Below are 15046 nucleotides of genomic sequence, written 5' to 3' on the forward strand. Positions count from 1 at the left end.
GATTCTCATTCGTCCTTATCAGTACAGCCCTTTTTGGTTGGGCTCACGCTCGACTATCCCCTGCAGAAGACTGTCTGATGGCCAAAACACCGAAAAAATCCAAGTCCAGGTTGTGGTTCCTGGTCCACAGCTGGCTCGCCTTGCCGATCTGGTTCTTCGTGCTCATCGTTTGTTTCACTGGCATGCTCGCCGTGGTCAGCCAGGAGATCGTCTGGCTGGCCGACCCGGCGGTGCGGGCGAACAAGCCTGATGGCGACGCGCAGCGTATGACCTTCCAGCAGGTACTGGATGCCCTGCATGAAGCCAAGCCAGACATGATCGTGGGTGGCCTCAGCCAGCCAGATGGCTCGCATTTCGCCGTCAAGGCCAATGTCACCCTGCCAGACGGCACCAGCCCGACGCTTTATGTAAACCCCTACACCGGCGCCATCCAGGGCAAGACCCCGGACTTCAACTTCGAGGCATTCACCCGCGCGCTGCACGGTTGGTGGCTGGTGCCCTTCACCAATGGCTATAGCTGGGGGTGGTACCTGGTCTCGATACTGGGCCTGCCCATGCTGGCCTCGCTGGTGACCGGGCTGGTGGTGTACAAGAAGTTCTGGAAGGGCTTCTTCAAACCGGTGCGAACCGGCCATGGCTCCCGAATTTTCTGGGGTGACCTGCACCGCCTGGCCGGGGTGTGGTCGATCTGGTTCATTGCAGTCATTTCCATTACCGGCACATGGTTCCTGATCCAGGCGATCCTGTTTGACAATCACATCACCCTCTCAAGCGAGAAGGTCGTGCCTGTCATCGCACGGGAGCAGGTCCCGCAAACCCAAGACGGCTCCCCTGCCCCGCGCATCGACCTGGACGAGGCTGTGCGCCTGGCAGGCCTGGCCATCCCCGGGCTGGAAGTCAGCTTCGTTTCGCTGCCGTCTACCGCCTACAGCCACATCAACCTGAGCGGCCCAGGCTGGTACCCATTGATGCACCAGAGTGCGGCGGTTAACCCTTACACCCGCACGATCGACAGCCAGTTTCTGATCAGCGACAGGTCGGCGCTCGAGTTCGTCACCGAATCCATGCGCCCGCTGCACACGGGCGATTTTGGTGGCTTGCCGATCAAGCTGGTGTGGTTCTTCTTCGGGCTGGTACTGACCCTGATGGTGTTCAGCGGCCTGCTTATCTGGACCAAGCGTACCGCCCAAGCCACTGCTGCCGCGCTCAAGCGCGGTGAACGCGCCCCCCGCAACCTCCCGCGTGAAACCACCGTGGAGGTCCACTCATGAGCCGGGCCCAGACCCTCACCGCCAGCCCGTTGAAACAAGCCTGGCTGAAATGGCGTTTTCACCTCAACATCCTGCTGATCCTCATCCCACTGGGCTTCATGCCCAAGTACTTCGCCGATGCCAAGCTGTTCCGCGGCGAAGCGGGCCTGGGCGCCAACATCGTGCGCGACATCCAGGTGGGCCCCTACAGCCTGGACCTGGCCGAGATGCGCGACCAGGAACCCCAGGCCGACGGCCCGGCCGGGTTTTTCAAGGTCTTCAACGCCGCACTGTGCAAGGCCTGCATCCAGGACGTGAAGGCGACCTACCTGCGTATCGGCAAACCCCGCAGCCTGCGCGCTGCCGGCACCATTTTCTTTGGTGCGCCCTACAACATGAGTACCTCACTGCCTATTCCCCCACGCACCAGCCCCGATGCCCAGATCTGGATCACCGTGGAAGGCTGGGACGGCAGCATGCACCAGGCTTCGGTCCCATTGGCCCAGGCGTCGCCCGCTACCGTGGCGTGGCTCAAGAAACAAGGAGGCAAGAAATGAAACACCTGATGCGCACCTTCGCGCTACCGACGCTGCTATTGGCCGCCGCCCCGGCGATGGCCCACAACCCCATGTGCGAATGCGAGGAACTTGCCAGCGGGCAGGTCAAGTGCACGGGGGGCTTCTCCGATGGCAGCGGCGCCCCTGGCGTAACCCTGGACGTGATTGGTTACGACGAGCAGGTGCTGGTCGGCGGCAAGCTGGGGGAAGACTCGACCCTGACCTTCAAGCGCCCTGATGGCGAGTTCTATGTGCTGTTCGACGCCGGCCCCGGGCATGTGGTGGAAGTCGACTACGCCGACATCCCACAACCATGAGCCGCGCCCAGGTGATACGCCCGGCGGGTGCCGGGCACGAAACCCTGTACGTGCTACTGGTCAGCGTATTGATCGTGTTGCTGGCAGCAGGGGTGGTGGCGCTGCGTGGCGAGCGTGAAGACGAGCAGGCCATCGAGCGCCACCAGCTCGATGCACGTCGCGACCTGACGGCTGCCGAACAGGGGCTGTATACCGACCTGAGGGTGGCCTTCGACGAAATCCAGATGCTGCGCGAAGAACGCCAGGCTGCCCCGGGTGTGCAGGCGCTGGCCGAAGACGGCCTGCCGCCTTTCGTCGATGACGCCGGCAGCCAGAGCCGCGGCAACCATCAGTGGACGTGGCTGCAGGCCGGCGCCTACCTCGGCCGCAGCCAGGCCCCGGACATCGCCGGCAGCCTGCTGCTGATCCTGCCCGCTGGCAACGACGGCCAACCGGATATCTGGCTACGCCGCGACAGCAGCCACCTGCCACCCGACGACCTCGGCCAGGCAGCCTTGATTGCAGCGGGCTGGCGGCAGGTGGTCAGCCACTACGACGCCGGTGTCACCCGCGAACACCGCCACTGAACCCAAAAGGACTTCCCATGTTTCGCTCCGCCCTCGCCCTGCTTCTGGCCATCGCCCTGCCGGCCATGGCCCTGGCCGACAGTGGCAAGCCACTGCGCATCGGCATCACCCTGCACCCCTATTACAGCTATGTGAGCAATATCGTCGCAGACAAGGCCGAAGTGGTGCCGTTGATTCCCGCGGGTTTCAACCCCCACGCCTACGAGCCCCGGGCTGAGGACATCAAGCGCATAGGCACGCTGGACGTGGTGGTGCTCAACGGTGTGGGCCATGACGATTTTGCCGACCGCATGATCGCCGCCAGCGAAAAGCCCGGCATCGCCACCATCGAGTCCAACCAGAACGTCCCCTTGCTCGCCGCCACAGGCATCGCCGCACGGGGTGCGGGCAAGGTCGTCAACCCCCATACCTTCCTGTCCATCAGCACCACCATTGCGCAGGTCAATAACATCGCCCGCGAGCTTGGCAAGCTGGACCCGGCGAACGCCAAGTTCTACACGCAGAACGCCCGCGCTTATGGCAAGCGCCTGCGCACCCTGCGGGCCGAGGCCCTGGCCAAGGTGACCGAGGCGCCCAGCGCCACCTTCCGCGTGGCCACCATCCATGCCGCCTACGACTACCTGGTGCGCGACTTCGGCCTGGAAGTCACCGCGGTGGTGGAGCCGGCCCATGGGATCGAACCCAGCCCCGCCCAGTTGAAAAAGACCATCGACCAGTTGAAGGCGCTGGATGTGCGGGTGATCTTCTCGGAAATGGACTTCCCCTCCGCCTACGTGGAAACCATCCAGCGCGAGGCCGGCGTTCGCCTGTACCCACTGACCCACATCTCCTACGGGGAATACACCAAGGACAAGTATGAAGTGGAGATGAAGCGCAACCTCGATACCGTGGTGCGGGCCATTCAGGAGAACCGCGCATGACCGCCGCCGCCCACGTGCAGCCGGCTTGTGGCCCGGCCATCGAGTTCGGTGGCATCGACCTCACCCTGGGGCGCACGCGCATTCTTGAGCAGGTGGCCTTCAGCGTCGCGCCCGGCACTGTGCACGCCATCGTCGGCCCCAATGGTGGCGGCAAGAGTTCGTTGATCAAGACACTGCTTGGGCAGATGCCGCACCAGGGTCAGTTGACCCTGCGCTGGCCAGGCGAGCGGGAGGTTATCGGCTATGTGCCACAGGCGCTGGAATTCGACCGTGGGCTACCCATGACCGTCGATGACTTCATGGCCGCCATGTGCCAGAAACGCCCCGCGTTCCTGGGCTTGTCCCGGCGCGTGCAGCCCGCCATCGACGCCGCGCTGGCGCGGGTCGGCATGCTGGACAAACGCAAGCGCCGCATGGGCGCGCTGTCGGGTGGTGAGCGCCAACGGGTGCTGCTGGCCCAGGGCCTGATCCCCGAGCCGCAATTACTGGTGCTGGACGAGCCCATGTCGGCGCTGGACGAGGCAGGCATTCAGGTGTTCGAGCAGTTGCTGGCCGGTTGGCGCCAGGCCGGCACGACGGTGCTGTGGATCGAACACGACCTGGAGGCGGTGCTGCGCCTGGCAGACCGGGTCACCGGCCTGAGCCGCAAGGTGCTGTTTGACGCACCGCCCGCCCAGGCCCTCACGCCCGAGCGCCTGCTCGGCCTGTTCTCCGTTCACCCGCGCAGCGAGAGCCTTGCCTGATGAGCTTCGAATCCTTCCGTCAACTGGTCCAGCAGTGGGCCACACTGGGCTACCTGCCGGAGGCACTGGCCTACGGTTTTGTGGTCAACGCCTTGCTGGCAGGCCTGATGATCGGCCCGGTCCTGGGTGGGCTCGGCACCTTGGTGGTGGTCAAGCGCTTTGCGTTCTTCTCTGAAGCGGTCGGCCATGCGGCGCTCACCGGCGTGGCAATCGGCATCCTGCTGGGCGAGCCCTACACCGGCCCCTATGGCAGCCTGTTCGGCTACTGCCTGCTGTTCGGCATCCTGCTCAACTTCCTGCGCAACCGTACGGGGCTGTCGCCGGATACGCTGATCGGCGTGTTCCTGTCGGTGTCCCTGGCCCTCGGGGCCAGCCTGCTGTTGATGCTGGCCGGCAAGATCAACGTGCACATCCTGGAAAACGTATTGTTTGGGTCGGTGTTGACCGTAAGCGGCCAGGACCTGGTCGTACTGGGCATCGTCGCTGCGCTGGTGCTGGCCCTGGCCTTGCCGTTGTACAACCGGATCATGCTGGCCAGCTTCAATCCGCAGCTGGCTGCCGTGCGCGGCGTAGCGGTGAAAACCCTGGATTACCTGTTCGTGATGCTGGTCACGCTGGTCACAGTGGCCTCGGTGAAAGTGATCGGGGCGATTCTGGTGGGTGCCCTGCTGGTGATCCCCGCTGCCGCCGCGCGGTTGGTCAGCCAGTCGCTCAAAGGCTTCTTCTTTTTGTCGGTGCTGATCGCCACGCTCAGCACCCTGCTCGGTATCTTGCTGCCCATCGTCTGCGACCTGCCGGTGCCTTCAGGCGCCGCGATCATCCTGGTTGCCGGCATCTGCTTCGCCCTCGCGGCACTGGCCCGCGCCCTCGTCCCACGCCTGCAAGGAAACCCGGCATGAACCTGAAACGCCTGACCCTGACAGTGGCCCTGGCCAGCCTGCCGTCGCTGTCGTTCGCCACCCAAGTGCTGACCGCCCTGCCCGTGACCCATAGCCTGGCGAGCGCCCTGCTGGACGGCACCACGGTGGAGCTGAAACGGGCAGCACCGGCCAACCTGCCTGCCAGCCGGCAACCGTCGTACTTCAGCGGGCGCGGCGGCGCCAGTTTGCAGAAGGCGGCGCAGCAGGCCGACGCGGTGATCGGGCTGCGCTCCCTATGGCGCGACGACCCGCTTTACCCGGTGGCTAGGCGCAGCAATATCCGCATCGTGGAAATTGACGCGGCGCGCCCCGTCGACGGTGCACTGCCGGGCATCGCAGTGAGCGGTGACGATGCCCATGCCGCCTACCCCTGGCTGAACCCCACCAACCTCGGGCGCATGGCGGATGTGATGGCCAATGACCTGGAGCGGCTTTCGCCCCAGGACAAAGCCAGGATCCAGGGCAACCTGGCGGGGTTCAAGCGCCAACTGCTGGAGCTGGCCGCCAGCAGCCAGACACGCCTGGCCAAGGTCGACAACCTGACGGTGGTGAGCCTGTCGGAGCGGCTGAGCTACCTGGCCAGCGGGTTGAACCTGGATGTGGTTGAGCAACCGCTGCCGAACGATTGGGATACCGCCGCGCTCGAGGCGCTGGGGGCAAACCTGAAGGCGCAGGATGTGGCCCTGGTGCTGGACCATCGGCAGCCAGAAGCTGCCGTGGCTGAGGTGATCAGGGCATCCGGGGCCAAACTGGTGGTGGTGGAGAGTGACCCTGAGGATGCGCTGGGGGGGCTGAAGGCCAGTGTCGACCAGGTTATCAAGGCGCTGGTCGACAGTTGATGCAGGGTTTGCCGGCTTCAGCTGGGGCATGTGGCACCCGGCTTGCCGGCTATGGGAACCGAGACCCGCGTCGCTAACGCCGCATGCACCGCTGATACCGCTCATCCACCCGCCCGGCAAACCAAGCCGTGGTCAGTTTGCGCGTGATCTTCGGGCTTTTTAGCTCGATGCCGGGTAGCACCGCACGTGGCAGTGGGTTGCCAGCGGCGGCATCGGCCAACGCAAACACCCCCGCGTACAAACGGCTGTCTTCGAAGTCCAGCTGGGTGCCCTGCTCCAGCTGGCTGCGGATTTGCGGGTTGCGCAAGCCAAGCTTGGCGCCCAGCCTGCGCGCAGCCTGCTCTGTGGTACCTGGCATGATCGCACCAGGGGCTATCAGGTCACCGTCCAGTGCCAGTTGCACGCCCGTCACCTGGCTCAACGCCGCCTGGAACGCAGCATTGCGGCTGGCGTACCAGCCTGCGTTGAAGTCGGCAAAACGGTACAGCTGGCGGTCGTAATTGGCCGGGTAACCCAGCAAGTGGGCGATGCCGAAATACATTCCGCCACGGCGGCTGAACACCTCTTGGCGGATACTGCCAGCCTGGCTGTAGGGGTAGCCCTGTGCATGCCGTTCAGCGAAGGCGACGCTCACCTGCATCGGCCCACCGGTGCGCACCGGGTTCAGGCCACCGAGCAAGGTCTTGCCCAACGGCACCCGGGCGATCACCTCATCGTACAGTTCGCTGAGTTGCCGCTCGCTGCGCACCGACAGCAGCCGCTGTTGGTAGCTCTGACCGTTGCCGGAGGGGGTTTTCAATGCACCGTCGACGAGCAATCTGGGGATATGCAGCCGCGCCGCACGGCGGTCGATTTCCTCTCGGGCGATACGCCCCAGGTTGGGTACCTGTGGGTCGGCGTTGAAGGTGGACTCCTGCTCGGTCACCGCCAGCACCGCACACAGGTTGCTCTGGCTGGGCTCAAGGCCCTGGGCCTGAAACGCGGTCTGGATATCGTCAGCCCAGCCCGCACGGTCGCGTGCCTGTGCCGGCAGCAGGCGCATGAGCTGCGCACGCACCTGCGCCGGGTCGGCCTGGGGGGTGGGTTCGCGGCGCCCGGCGCAGCCTTGCAGCAGCGCCAGGGCGATCACCACGCCCATTACCGCGCGCCGGTTCAGGGCTGTTCCCCTACCAGAAACGTCTTGCTGATATGCCGGAAAGACGGGTGGCTGGCACTGCCCATCAGCTCGAACACCACCATCTCGCGGGTCACCACCTGCGCCCCGGCACCGCGCATACGCGCCAACCCGGCGGCCTTGTTGGCCTGGGTACGGCTGTCACAGGCGTCCTCCACCACGAACACCTGCTTGCCCAGCGCCAGCAGGCCAAGCACGGTTTGCAACACGCACACGTGGGTTTCCATGCCGCAGACGATGACCTGCTCACGCGCCATCAGCTCGCTGGGCAGGCACTGGGCAGCGACGCAGGAGAAATGGCTTTTTTCCACCACCTTGGCCCCCGGCGCGGCTTCCAGCAACGGCCCGAGTGTAGGGCCAAGACCTTTAGGATATTGCTCCGAAATCACCGTCGGCAATTTCAGTTCTGCTGCCACCGCCAGCAACCAGCGAGCGCGGGCCTGGGTGCCTTCAGGGTCGCTCATGGCGCCGATGAGTTTTTCCTGGATGTCGATGACCAGCAGCGTGGCCTTGTTCGGGTCAATCAGCATTGCCTGCCCCTTGCCTGGGAAAAGCCCTAGCCTCTCCCAGGCAACCGGGGACGTCAATCAGGCGGACTGGCGCAACGGTTCCAGTGCGCGGGTCAGGGCAGCCAGTACGCGGTCTTCATGCTCGTGGATGAAGAAATGGCCGCCGCTGAACATCTGCCTGGAGAAGGCACCGCGCGTCTCCAGCCGCCAGGCGTCGAGTTGCTCATCACTGGCGCGGTCGTTTTCGCCGCCCAGCACGTGCAACGGGCATTGCAACGCAGGCCGCTGGCGGTAGGCGTAGGTGCCGCACAGCAGAAAGTCGGCCCGCAGAATGGGCAACGTCAGGCTCATCAGCTCAGGGTTGGCCAGCACTTCTTCCGGCGTACCCTGCAGTGTGCGCAGTTCGTCGAGCAACTCGGGGTCGGTTTTGGGCTCGCGCCAGTTGTTGCCATCGTAGTCTTCACGGCGGGTGGGCGCCGCCGTACCGCAGGCGAACAGCGCCATGGGTGGGGTGCACCCCAACCCTTGCAATTCATGGGCAAGTTCGAACGCCAGCAGCGCACCCAGGCTGTGGCCAAGCAAGGCGTAAGGGGCGTTGGCCGCCAGGCGCTGCTCGGCCGCCAGTTGCCGGGCCAGGCCCTGCATGTCGGTGTGCAACGGCTCGCCCAGGCGTGCGCCACGCCCGGGCAGCTCGACCGGGCGCACCTGCAACCAGGCGGGCAGCTTGCGCCGCCAGCGGCTATACACCATGGCGCTGGCGCCCGAGTACGGCAGGCACAGCAGGTTGACCGTGGTCACTGCGCAGCAGCTTCCGCCATTTTCTGGCGCAGGCTCAGCGGGCGCATGTCGGTCCACACCTCGTCGATGTAGGCCAGGCACTCCTTCTTCAGGCCGCTTTTGCCCACGGCGCGCCAGCCATCAGGGATAGCTTTGTAGTCGGGCCAGATCGAGTATTGCTCTTCGTGGTTGACCACGACCTGAAACTGGATGTCGTCACGGTCGAAAACGGAAGTCATTGCCTGTCTCCTTGAATGATGAGGGCAGCAGCGCCAGGGGCGCAGGGGGCTTTGAAGTAGACGTGGCAGGTTGTAAAAAAATTAGCCCCGCGTGGCAACGCTGCCCTGCATCAGGCATCGCGCAGCAAGTCATGGGTGTCGAGCAGGCGGAACGCCACCTGTGGGTTACGCTCCAGGCCCCGGCGGATGGCCGCCGGGATGGCCTGGCGAGTCTTGCGGCACAGCCCCGGCTGATCGTCCAGTTCGATGACGATGCCGCGCATGGTGCGCACCTCATGGTGGCCGGGGGCGATGTGCAGCCGGATACCGAGGTTGTCGTACAAGCGTTGCTGCAAGCGGTACAGGTCTTCGAGGGACTGGAGGTTTTCCAGCCGCTCGAGCAGGCGCTTTTCTTCCTGCCGGTTCAGCAGAAGAATGCGCTGGGCGGCCTGTGCGTGAGTGGCCAGTTGTTCACGGCCGCAGTTACAGGCACCCGGCGGGCAAGGTTGGCGCAGGGGTGCAGGGCTGGTCATCGGCCAAGCATAGCCAGTTTTACCTGCACTGTGGTCCCTGCCTTGTGGCTCAGCCCTAGACCCCCTCGACGATGATCACTTCGGCCCGAGCCACCCCCTGGCGATGACTACAGGCTTGCTGGTACTGGTCTGAGTGGTAGCAGGCCAGCGCCTGTTCGTAGGAGTCGAACTCGATGACCACGCTACGCTGAGGGGTGGCACGCCCTTCCACCGCCTCGCTGCGCCCACCGCGCGCCAGAAACCGCCCGCCGAACGACTGGAACGCCGCCGGGGCACGCTGGGTGTATTGCAGGTACTGCTGAGGGTCGGTGACGTCCACATGGGCGATCCAGTAGGCCTTCATGCGTAACTCTCCTCTCGAAATGATTTTATGTATGATGGTATACCATAATAATCAACCAGCCACAGCGAGTGTGCAACATGGCTTTCAACACCGTCGATGAGATTCTCGAGGACTACCGCCAAGGCAAGATGGTGCTGTTGGTAGACGATGAAGACCGGGAAAACGAAGGCGACCTGCTGATCGCAGCCGAACGTTGCGATGCCCAGGCAATCAACTTCATGGCCCGCGAAGCCCGCGGGCTGATCTGCCTGACCCTGACCGACGAGCACTGCCAGCGCCTGGGCCTGGAGCAGATGGTGCCGGCCAATGGCAGCGTCTTCAGCACCGCGTTCACCGTGTCGATCGAAGCGGCTACCGGGGTAACCACCGGTATTTCTGCCGCCGACCGCGCCCGCACCGTGGCCGCCGCGATGGCCGCGGACGCGCGCCCGGAAGACCTGGTGCAGCCGGGCCATATCTTCCCCTTGCGTGCGCGTGAAGGCGGTGTGCTGAACCGCGCGGGGCATACCGAAGCGGGCTGCGATCTGGCGCGCCTGGCCGGTTTCAGCCCGGCGTCGGTGATCGTGGAAGTGCTCAACGACGACGGCACCATGGCGCGGCGCCCCGACCTGGAAGTATTCGCCGCACGCCATGGCATCAAGATCGGCACCATCGCCGACCTGATCCACTACCGCCTCAGCAACGAACAGACCGTCAAGCGCATCGGCGAACGTGAACTGCCAACCGTGCATGGCACCTTCCGCCTGGTCACCTATGAAGACGGCATCGAAGGCGGTGTGCACATGGCCATGGTGATGGGCGACATTCGCCGCGAACAACCGACCCTGGTGCGGGTGCATGTGATCGACCCGCTGCGCGACCTGGTGGGCGCCGAATACGCCGGCCCTGCCAACTGGACGTTGTGGGCCGCCTTGCAGAAAGTGGCCCAGGAAGGTGCCGGCGTGGTGGTGATCCTGGCCAACCATGAGTCTTCCCAGGCCCTGCTGGAGCGCGTGCCGCACCTTACGCAACCGCTGAGGCCCTACCAGCGGGGCCAGTCGAAGGTGTACTCGGAGGTGGGTACCGGCGCCCAGATTCTTCAGGACCTGGGCGTCGGCAAGCTGCGCCACCTGGGGCCGCCGTTGAAATACGCAGGCCTTGCCGGCTATGAGCTGGAAGTGGTGCAAAGCATCCCCTTTGAACCCGGGATGCTCGGCTGAACCTGCGGCGCCGGGCAAAGCGCGGAGTGATGGCCGGTCGCCTCATGCCCCTTGCGAAAAGTTTGGAATACCATAATATGATATCCCGTAGACCTTGAATATGCTGTAGCTGCTCCCCGAATACTGTTGGCGGGCGCACCACACCCCGCCTCGAATAACAAAAAGCAACGAGGGCGTAACCATGCTGTTGAGCAAACGTGTAACCGCAGTGCTGTCTGCAAGCCTGCTGACCCTGGCGTGCCAGGCTGCCCAGGCCGCCGAAAGCGTCAATTTCGTCAGCTGGGGCGGCACTACCCAGGACGCCCAGAAGGAAGCATGGGCAGTGCCCTTCACCAAAGCCACCGACATCAAGGTGGTGCAGGACGGCCCGACCGACTACGGCAAGCTCAAGGCCATGGTGGAAAGCGGTAACGTGCAGTGGGACGTGGTCGACGTAGAAGCCGACTTTGCCCTGCGCGCCGCCAGCGAAGGCCTGCTCGAACCCCTCGACTTCACCCAGATCAAACGCGACAGGATCGACCCCCGGTTCGTCTCCGACCATGGTGTCGGCTCGTTCTTCTTCTCCTTCGTGCTCGGCTACAACGAGGGCAAGCTGGGCGCCAGCAAACCCACCGACTGGACCGCGCTGTTCGACACCAAGACCTACCCCGGCAAGCGTGCCCTGTATAAATGGCCAAGCCCGGGCGTGCTTGAACTGGCCCTGCTCGCCGATGGCGTCGCCCCCGACAAGCTGTACCCACTGGACCTGGACCGCGCCTTCAAGAAGCTCGATACCATCAAGAAGGACATTGTCTGGTGGGGCGGTGGCGCCCAGTCCCAGCAACTGCTGGCCTCGGGTGAAGCCTCCCTCGGCCAGTTCTGGAACGGCCGCGTGTACGCCCTGCAGCAAGATGGCGCACCGGTGGGTGTGAGCTGGAAGCAGAACCTGGTCATGGCCGATTTCCTGGTCATCCCCAAAGGTGCCAAGAACAAGGACGCGGCCATGAAATTCCTGGCCAACGCCAGCAGCGCCGAAGGCCAGGCCGAGTTCGCCAACAAGACCGCCTACGCCCCCGTCAACGTCGACAGCGTGGCCAGACTGGACAAGGCCCTGGCCCCGAACCTGCCAACCGCCTATGCCCAGGACCAAGTCACCCTGGACTTCGCCTACTGGGCAAAAAACGGCCAGGCCATTGCTGCCCGCTGGAATGAGTGGCTGGTCAAATGAAGGTTGCCATCAACGCCCTGCACAATGCCCAAGGTGCCCCCTCGGGCACCGGCGGCACCGCTGCGGCGCCACGGCGGGCCAGCCTTGGCCAGCGCTGGAAAGGCAGCCGCAACCTGCTGCCCGCCCTGCTGTTCCTCGGCCTGTTCTTCTTCGCCCCGCTGGTCGGCCTGTTGCTGCGTGGTGTACTGGAGCCCACCCCCGGGCTTGGCAACTATGAGCAGTTGTTCGCCAACTCCGCCTACGCCCGGGTGCTGTTCAACACCTTCTCGGTAGCCGGGCTGGTGACCCTGATCAGTGTGCTGCTGGGCTTCCCCCTGGCCTGGGCGATTACCCTGGTACCCAAAGGCTGGGGCCGCTGGCTGCTGAACATCGTGTTGTTGTCGATGTGGACCAGCCTGCTGGCGCGCACCTATTCCTGGCTGGTGCTGCTGCAGAGTTCGGGGGTGATCAACAAGGCGTTGATGGCCATCGGCATCATCGATGCCCCGCTGGAAATGGTGCATAACCTGACCGGTGTGGTGATCGGCATGAGCTACATCATGATCCCGTTCATCGTGCTGCCGCTGCAGGCCACCATGCATGCCATCGACCCGATGGTGCTGCAGGCGGGCTCGATCTGCGGCGCCAGCCCCTGGACCAACTTCTGGAAGGTGTTCCTGCCGCTGTGCCGCTCGGGGCTGTTCTCCGGCGCGCTGATGGTGTTCGTGATGTCGCTGGGTTACTACGTCACCCCAGCCCTGCTGGGCGGTGCGCAGAACATGATGCTGCCCGAGTTCATCATCCAGCAGGTGCAGTCGTTCCTCAACTGGGGCCTGGCCAGCGCCGCCGCCGCCTTGCTGGTGCTGATCACACTGGTGCTCTTTTACCTGTACCTGAAGCTGCAACCGGAATCCCCGGTTGGCAACGCGAGGTAAACCGCCATGCTCCTGTCTCCCAATGCCATGGGCCGCCCGCTGCGGACGGGCCTGTACCTGACCACCGGGGTGATTGCGGCCTTTCTGCTGCTGCCAGTGGTGTTCATCGTGTTGCTCTCGTTCGGCTCGTCCCAGTGGCTGGTGTTCCCACCGCCGGGCTGGACCTTCAAATGGTACGGCCAGTTCTTCTCCAACCCTGAGTGGATGGACGCGGCGCTGGCCAGCCTGAAAGTCGCCGTGCTGACCACGGTGGCGGCTGTGCTGCTGGGCCTGCCAACAGCCTTTGCGCTGGTGCGCGGCCGCTTCCCCGGGCGAGAAATGCTCTACGGCCTGTTCACCATGCCGATGATCGTGCCGCTGGTGATCATTGCCGTGGCGGTGTATGCGCTATTCCTCAAGCTGGGCTACACCGGCACGCTGTTCGCCTTCGTGGTCAGCCACGTGATCGTGGCACTGCCCTTCACCATCATCTCGATCATCAACTCGCTGAAGCTGTTCGACCAGTCCATCGAGGACGCTGCGGTGATCTGCGGGGCCTCGCGCCTGCAGGCCATCTTCAAGGTCACGTTCCCGGCCATCCGCCCGGGCATGATTGCAGGCGGCCTGTTTGCCTTCCTGGTGTCATGGGATGAAGTGGTGCTGAGCGTGATGATGGCAAGCCCTGAGTTGCAGACCCTGCCAGTGAAGATGTGGACCACCTTGCGCCAGGACCTCAGCCCGGTGATTGCGGTGGCCTCGACCCTGCTGATCGGCCTTTCGCTGCTTGTGATGTTCATTGCCGCCGCCTTGCGCCGGCGTACCGAAACAAACGCCTGAGCGCGCGGAGAAAAACAACAATGAGTGCAGTGATCAAAGACAACGCGCCAGGCAAGCCCCTGGTCAGCCTGCGGGGCTTGAACAAGCACTACGGTGACTTCACCGCCGTGGACAACCTCGACCTGGACATTCAGGATGGCGAGTTCCTGACCTTCCTGGGTTCCAGCGGCTCGGGCAAGTCCACTACCCTGTCGATGCTGGCCGGCTTCGAAACCCCCAGCAGTGGCGAGATCCTGGTGGATGGCCAGTCGCTGGTCAATGTGCCACCGCACAAGCGTGATATCGGCATGGTGTTCCAGCGCTATTCGCTGTTCCCGCACCTGAACGTGCGCGACAACATCGCCTTCCCGCTGGCCATCCGCAAACTCGCCGCCGCTGAAACCAAAAAGCGCGTGGATGCCATGCTGAAGCTGGTGCAACTGGAACCGTTCGCCCACCGTAAACCCTCGCAGATGTCCGGCGGCCAACAGCAGCGCGTGGCCATTGCCCGGGCGCTGGTGTACGAGCCGCGCATCCTGCTGATGGACGAGCCACTCGGCGCGCTGGACAAGAAACTGCGCGAAGACCTGCAGGATGAGCTGCGCCAGCTGCACCGCCGGCTGGGCATCACCATCGTGTATGTCACCCATGACCAGGAAGAAGCCATGCGCCTGTCCCAGCGCATTGCCATTTTCAGCCACGGCAAGATCGTCGGCCTGGGCACCGGCTACGACCTGTATCAGAACCCGCCCAATGCGTTCGTGGCCTCGTTCCTGGGCAACTCCAACTTCCTGCGCATCAAGGCCACCGGCAACGGTGCCGGGCGCTTCGAGGGGCAGCCGGTGGCCATCCGCCTCACCCCGGGGCTGGTTGCCGAGCAGGATGCGCTGGTGATGGTGCGGCCTGAAAAAGCCCTGGCCCTGACCGCCGAACAGGCCGCGGCACAGCCCCTGCCTTCGGGCTGGAACGAAGTCAGCGCCAAGGTCGGCGAGGTGTTGTTCCTGGGCGAAAGCCAAACCTGCCACGTGATCACGGCGGGGGGGACCGAGCTGACCGTGAAGGCCTTGTCGGCTGCCGGCATGCCGATGCAGCCAGGGGATGCGGTGCACGTGCGCTGGGCGGTGGCCGATGCGTGCATCTACACCGAATGGGCAGAGAGCGACCTGAGCAAGTCGGCTGGAGCCCATTGAAGCCTTGAACGCGGCGGTGCCACGGCGGCGCCGCTGCGCCAGCGCAGTCATATAAACATCACGCAACTGTCGTAA

The 15046-nt window shown here is 64.3% G+C and carries 19 protein-coding genes; 13 read left to right on the forward strand and 6 right to left on the reverse strand.

The window, feature by feature from the left end; genetic code table 11:
* Window positions 1–77: 77 nt before the first annotated feature.
* The 8 genes from PPA02S_RS07470 to PPA02S_RS07505 are packed head-to-tail and all read left to right on the forward strand — an operon-like array spanning window position 78 to window position 6112.
* Complete coding sequence (locus tag PPA02S_RS07470; protein ID WP_028634418.1) at window positions 78–1271, forward strand: PepSY-associated TM helix domain-containing protein; 1194 nt, start codon at window positions 78–80, stop codon at window positions 1269–1271.
* Complete coding sequence (locus tag PPA02S_RS07475) at window positions 1268–1807, forward strand: PA2404 family protein (RefSeq protein WP_028634419.1); 540 nt, start codon at window positions 1268–1270, stop codon at window positions 1805–1807. Before PPA02S_RS07470 ends, PPA02S_RS07475 begins: the two co-directional genes overlap by 4 nt.
* Window positions 1804–2124: a hypothetical protein gene (locus tag PPA02S_RS07480; protein WP_028634420.1), complete on the forward strand. Its 321-nt coding sequence runs from the start codon at window positions 1804–1806 to the stop codon at window positions 2122–2124. The genes PPA02S_RS07475 and PPA02S_RS07480 overlap by 4 nt, the downstream gene beginning before the upstream one ends.
* Window positions 2121–2690: a DUF6162 family protein gene (locus PPA02S_RS07485; protein ID WP_028634421.1), complete on the forward strand. Its 570-nt coding sequence runs from the start codon at window positions 2121–2123 to the stop codon at window positions 2688–2690. Before PPA02S_RS07480 ends, PPA02S_RS07485 begins: the two co-directional genes overlap by 4 nt.
* Before the next feature lie 17 nt (window positions 2691–2707).
* Entirely contained in the window at window positions 2708–3610 is a 903-nt protein-coding gene (locus PPA02S_RS07490; RefSeq protein WP_028634422.1) for a metal ABC transporter substrate-binding protein, read from the forward strand.
* On the forward strand, window positions 3607–4353 hold the full coding sequence (locus tag PPA02S_RS07495) for a metal ABC transporter ATP-binding protein (RefSeq protein WP_028634423.1): 747 nt from the start codon (window positions 3607–3609) through the stop codon (window positions 4351–4353). Before PPA02S_RS07490 ends, PPA02S_RS07495 begins: the two co-directional genes overlap by 4 nt.
* Window positions 4353–5252: a metal ABC transporter permease gene (locus tag PPA02S_RS07500; RefSeq protein ID WP_028634424.1), complete on the forward strand. Its 900-nt coding sequence runs from the start codon at window positions 4353–4355 to the stop codon at window positions 5250–5252. The genes PPA02S_RS07495 and PPA02S_RS07500 overlap by 1 nt, the downstream gene beginning before the upstream one ends.
* Entirely contained in the window at window positions 5249–6112 is an 864-nt protein-coding gene (locus PPA02S_RS07505) for a metal ABC transporter substrate-binding protein (protein ID WP_028634425.1), read from the forward strand. The genes PPA02S_RS07500 and PPA02S_RS07505 overlap by 4 nt, the downstream gene beginning before the upstream one ends.
* Before the next feature lie 73 nt (window positions 6113–6185).
* Here the strand turns inward: PPA02S_RS07505 and PPA02S_RS07510 are convergent, their stop codons facing one another.
* The 6 genes from PPA02S_RS07510 to PPA02S_RS07535 form a co-directional block, all read right to left on the reverse strand.
* Entirely contained in the window at window positions 6186–7250 is a 1065-nt protein-coding gene (locus tag PPA02S_RS07510) for a DUF1615 domain-containing protein (protein WP_169338820.1), read from the reverse strand.
* A gap of 14 nt (window positions 7251–7264) precedes the next feature.
* Window positions 7265–7816 carry a hydrolase gene (locus PPA02S_RS07515; protein WP_028634427.1) on the reverse strand — a complete coding sequence of 184 codons (552 nt, stop codon included), beginning with the start codon at window positions 7814–7816 and terminating at the stop codon, window positions 7265–7267.
* 57 nt (window positions 7817–7873) lie between these two features.
* Window positions 7874–8593, reverse strand: coding sequence for a thioesterase II family protein (locus PPA02S_RS07520; protein ID WP_028634428.1), 720 nt, complete (start codon window positions 8591–8593; stop codon window positions 7874–7876).
* Complete coding sequence (locus PPA02S_RS07525; protein WP_028634429.1) at window positions 8590–8811, reverse strand: MbtH family protein; 222 nt, start codon at window positions 8809–8811, stop codon at window positions 8590–8592. The genes PPA02S_RS07520 and PPA02S_RS07525 overlap by 4 nt, the downstream gene beginning before the upstream one ends.
* Window positions 8812–8921: 110 nt before the next feature.
* Complete coding sequence (locus PPA02S_RS07530) at window positions 8922–9323, reverse strand: hypothetical protein (protein WP_028634430.1); 402 nt, start codon at window positions 9321–9323, stop codon at window positions 8922–8924.
* 55 nt (window positions 9324–9378) lie between these two features.
* Window positions 9379–9666 (reverse strand): DUF1330 domain-containing protein, encoded by a 288-nt coding sequence (locus PPA02S_RS07535; RefSeq protein WP_028634431.1) that lies wholly within the window; start codon window positions 9664–9666, stop codon window positions 9379–9381.
* A gap of 77 nt (window positions 9667–9743) precedes the next feature.
* Between PPA02S_RS07535 and ribBA the strand changes: the two genes are divergently transcribed.
* From ribBA to PPA02S_RS07560, 5 genes are all read left to right on the forward strand, one after another.
* Complete coding sequence (gene ribBA / locus PPA02S_RS07540) at window positions 9744–10865, forward strand: bifunctional 3,4-dihydroxy-2-butanone-4-phosphate synthase/GTP cyclohydrolase II (RefSeq protein ID WP_028634432.1); 1122 nt, start codon at window positions 9744–9746, stop codon at window positions 10863–10865.
* 181 nt (window positions 10866–11046) lie between these two features.
* The gene (locus tag PPA02S_RS07545) at window positions 11047–12072 is read left to right on the forward strand and encodes a polyamine ABC transporter substrate-binding protein (RefSeq protein WP_028634433.1); all 1026 of its coding nucleotides are present in this window, start codon (window positions 11047–11049) and stop codon (window positions 12070–12072) included.
* Window positions 12069–12986 (forward strand): ABC transporter permease, encoded by a 918-nt coding sequence (locus PPA02S_RS07550; RefSeq protein ID WP_028634434.1) that lies wholly within the window; start codon window positions 12069–12071, stop codon window positions 12984–12986. Before PPA02S_RS07545 ends, PPA02S_RS07550 begins: the two co-directional genes overlap by 4 nt.
* Window positions 12987–12992: 6 nt before the next feature.
* Window positions 12993–13802 (forward strand): ABC transporter permease, encoded by an 810-nt coding sequence (locus PPA02S_RS07555; protein ID WP_028634435.1) that lies wholly within the window; start codon window positions 12993–12995, stop codon window positions 13800–13802.
* A gap of 20 nt (window positions 13803–13822) precedes the next feature.
* The gene (locus tag PPA02S_RS07560) at window positions 13823–14971 is read left to right on the forward strand and encodes an ABC transporter ATP-binding protein (protein ID WP_028634436.1); all 1149 of its coding nucleotides are present in this window, start codon (window positions 13823–13825) and stop codon (window positions 14969–14971) included.
* Window positions 14972–15046: the final 75 nt, after the last annotated feature.

Source organism: Pseudomonas parafulva NBRC 16636 = DSM 17004 (genome assembly GCF_000730645.1).
Taxonomy (GTDB): domain Bacteria; phylum Pseudomonadota; class Gammaproteobacteria; order Pseudomonadales; family Pseudomonadaceae; genus Aquipseudomonas; species Aquipseudomonas parafulva.

Bases quoted from the DNA above. Each gene is read 5' to 3' on its own strand.
- PPA02S_RS07470 (WP_028634418.1), top strand. From the start codon at position 78: ATGGCCAAAACACCGAAAAAATCCAAGTCCAGGTTGTGGTTCCTGGTC.
- PPA02S_RS07475 (WP_028634419.1), top strand. From the start codon at position 1,268: ATGAGCCGGGCCCAGACCCTCACCGCCAGCCCGTTGAAACAAGCCTGG.
- PPA02S_RS07480 (WP_028634420.1), top strand. From the start codon at position 1,804: ATGAAACACCTGATGCGCACCTTCGCGCTACCGACGCTGCTATTGGCC.
- PPA02S_RS07485 (WP_028634421.1), top strand. From the start codon at position 2,121: ATGAGCCGCGCCCAGGTGATACGCCCGGCGGGTGCCGGGCACGAAACC.
- PPA02S_RS07490 (WP_028634422.1), top strand. From the start codon at position 2,708: ATGTTTCGCTCCGCCCTCGCCCTGCTTCTGGCCATCGCCCTGCCGGCC.
- PPA02S_RS07495 (WP_028634423.1), top strand. From the start codon at position 3,607: ATGACCGCCGCCGCCCACGTGCAGCCGGCTTGTGGCCCGGCCATCGAG.
- PPA02S_RS07500 (WP_028634424.1), top strand. From the start codon at position 4,353: ATGAGCTTCGAATCCTTCCGTCAACTGGTCCAGCAGTGGGCCACACTG.
- PPA02S_RS07505 (WP_028634425.1), top strand. From the start codon at position 5,249: ATGAACCTGAAACGCCTGACCCTGACAGTGGCCCTGGCCAGCCTGCCG.
- PPA02S_RS07510 (WP_169338820.1), bottom strand. From the start codon at position 7,250: ATGGGCGTGGTGATCGCCCTGGCGCTGCTGCAAGGCTGCGCCGGGCGC.
- PPA02S_RS07515 (WP_028634427.1), bottom strand. From the start codon at position 7,816: ATGCTGATTGACCCGAACAAGGCCACGCTGCTGGTCATCGACATCCAG.
- PPA02S_RS07525 (WP_028634429.1), bottom strand. From the start codon at position 8,811: ATGACTTCCGTTTTCGACCGTGACGACATCCAGTTTCAGGTCGTGGTC.
- PPA02S_RS07530 (WP_028634430.1), bottom strand. From the start codon at position 9,323: ATGACCAGCCCTGCACCCCTGCGCCAACCTTGCCCGCCGGGTGCCTGT.
- PPA02S_RS07535 (WP_028634431.1), bottom strand. From the start codon at position 9,666: ATGAAGGCCTACTGGATCGCCCATGTGGACGTCACCGACCCTCAGCAG.
- ribBA (WP_028634432.1), top strand. From the start codon at position 9,744: ATGGCTTTCAACACCGTCGATGAGATTCTCGAGGACTACCGCCAAGGC.
- PPA02S_RS07545 (WP_028634433.1), top strand. From the start codon at position 11,047: ATGCTGTTGAGCAAACGTGTAACCGCAGTGCTGTCTGCAAGCCTGCTG.
- PPA02S_RS07550 (WP_028634434.1), top strand. From the start codon at position 12,069: ATGAAGGTTGCCATCAACGCCCTGCACAATGCCCAAGGTGCCCCCTCG.
- PPA02S_RS07555 (WP_028634435.1), top strand. From the start codon at position 12,993: ATGCTCCTGTCTCCCAATGCCATGGGCCGCCCGCTGCGGACGGGCCTG.
- PPA02S_RS07560 (WP_028634436.1), top strand. From the start codon at position 13,823: ATGAGTGCAGTGATCAAAGACAACGCGCCAGGCAAGCCCCTGGTCAGC.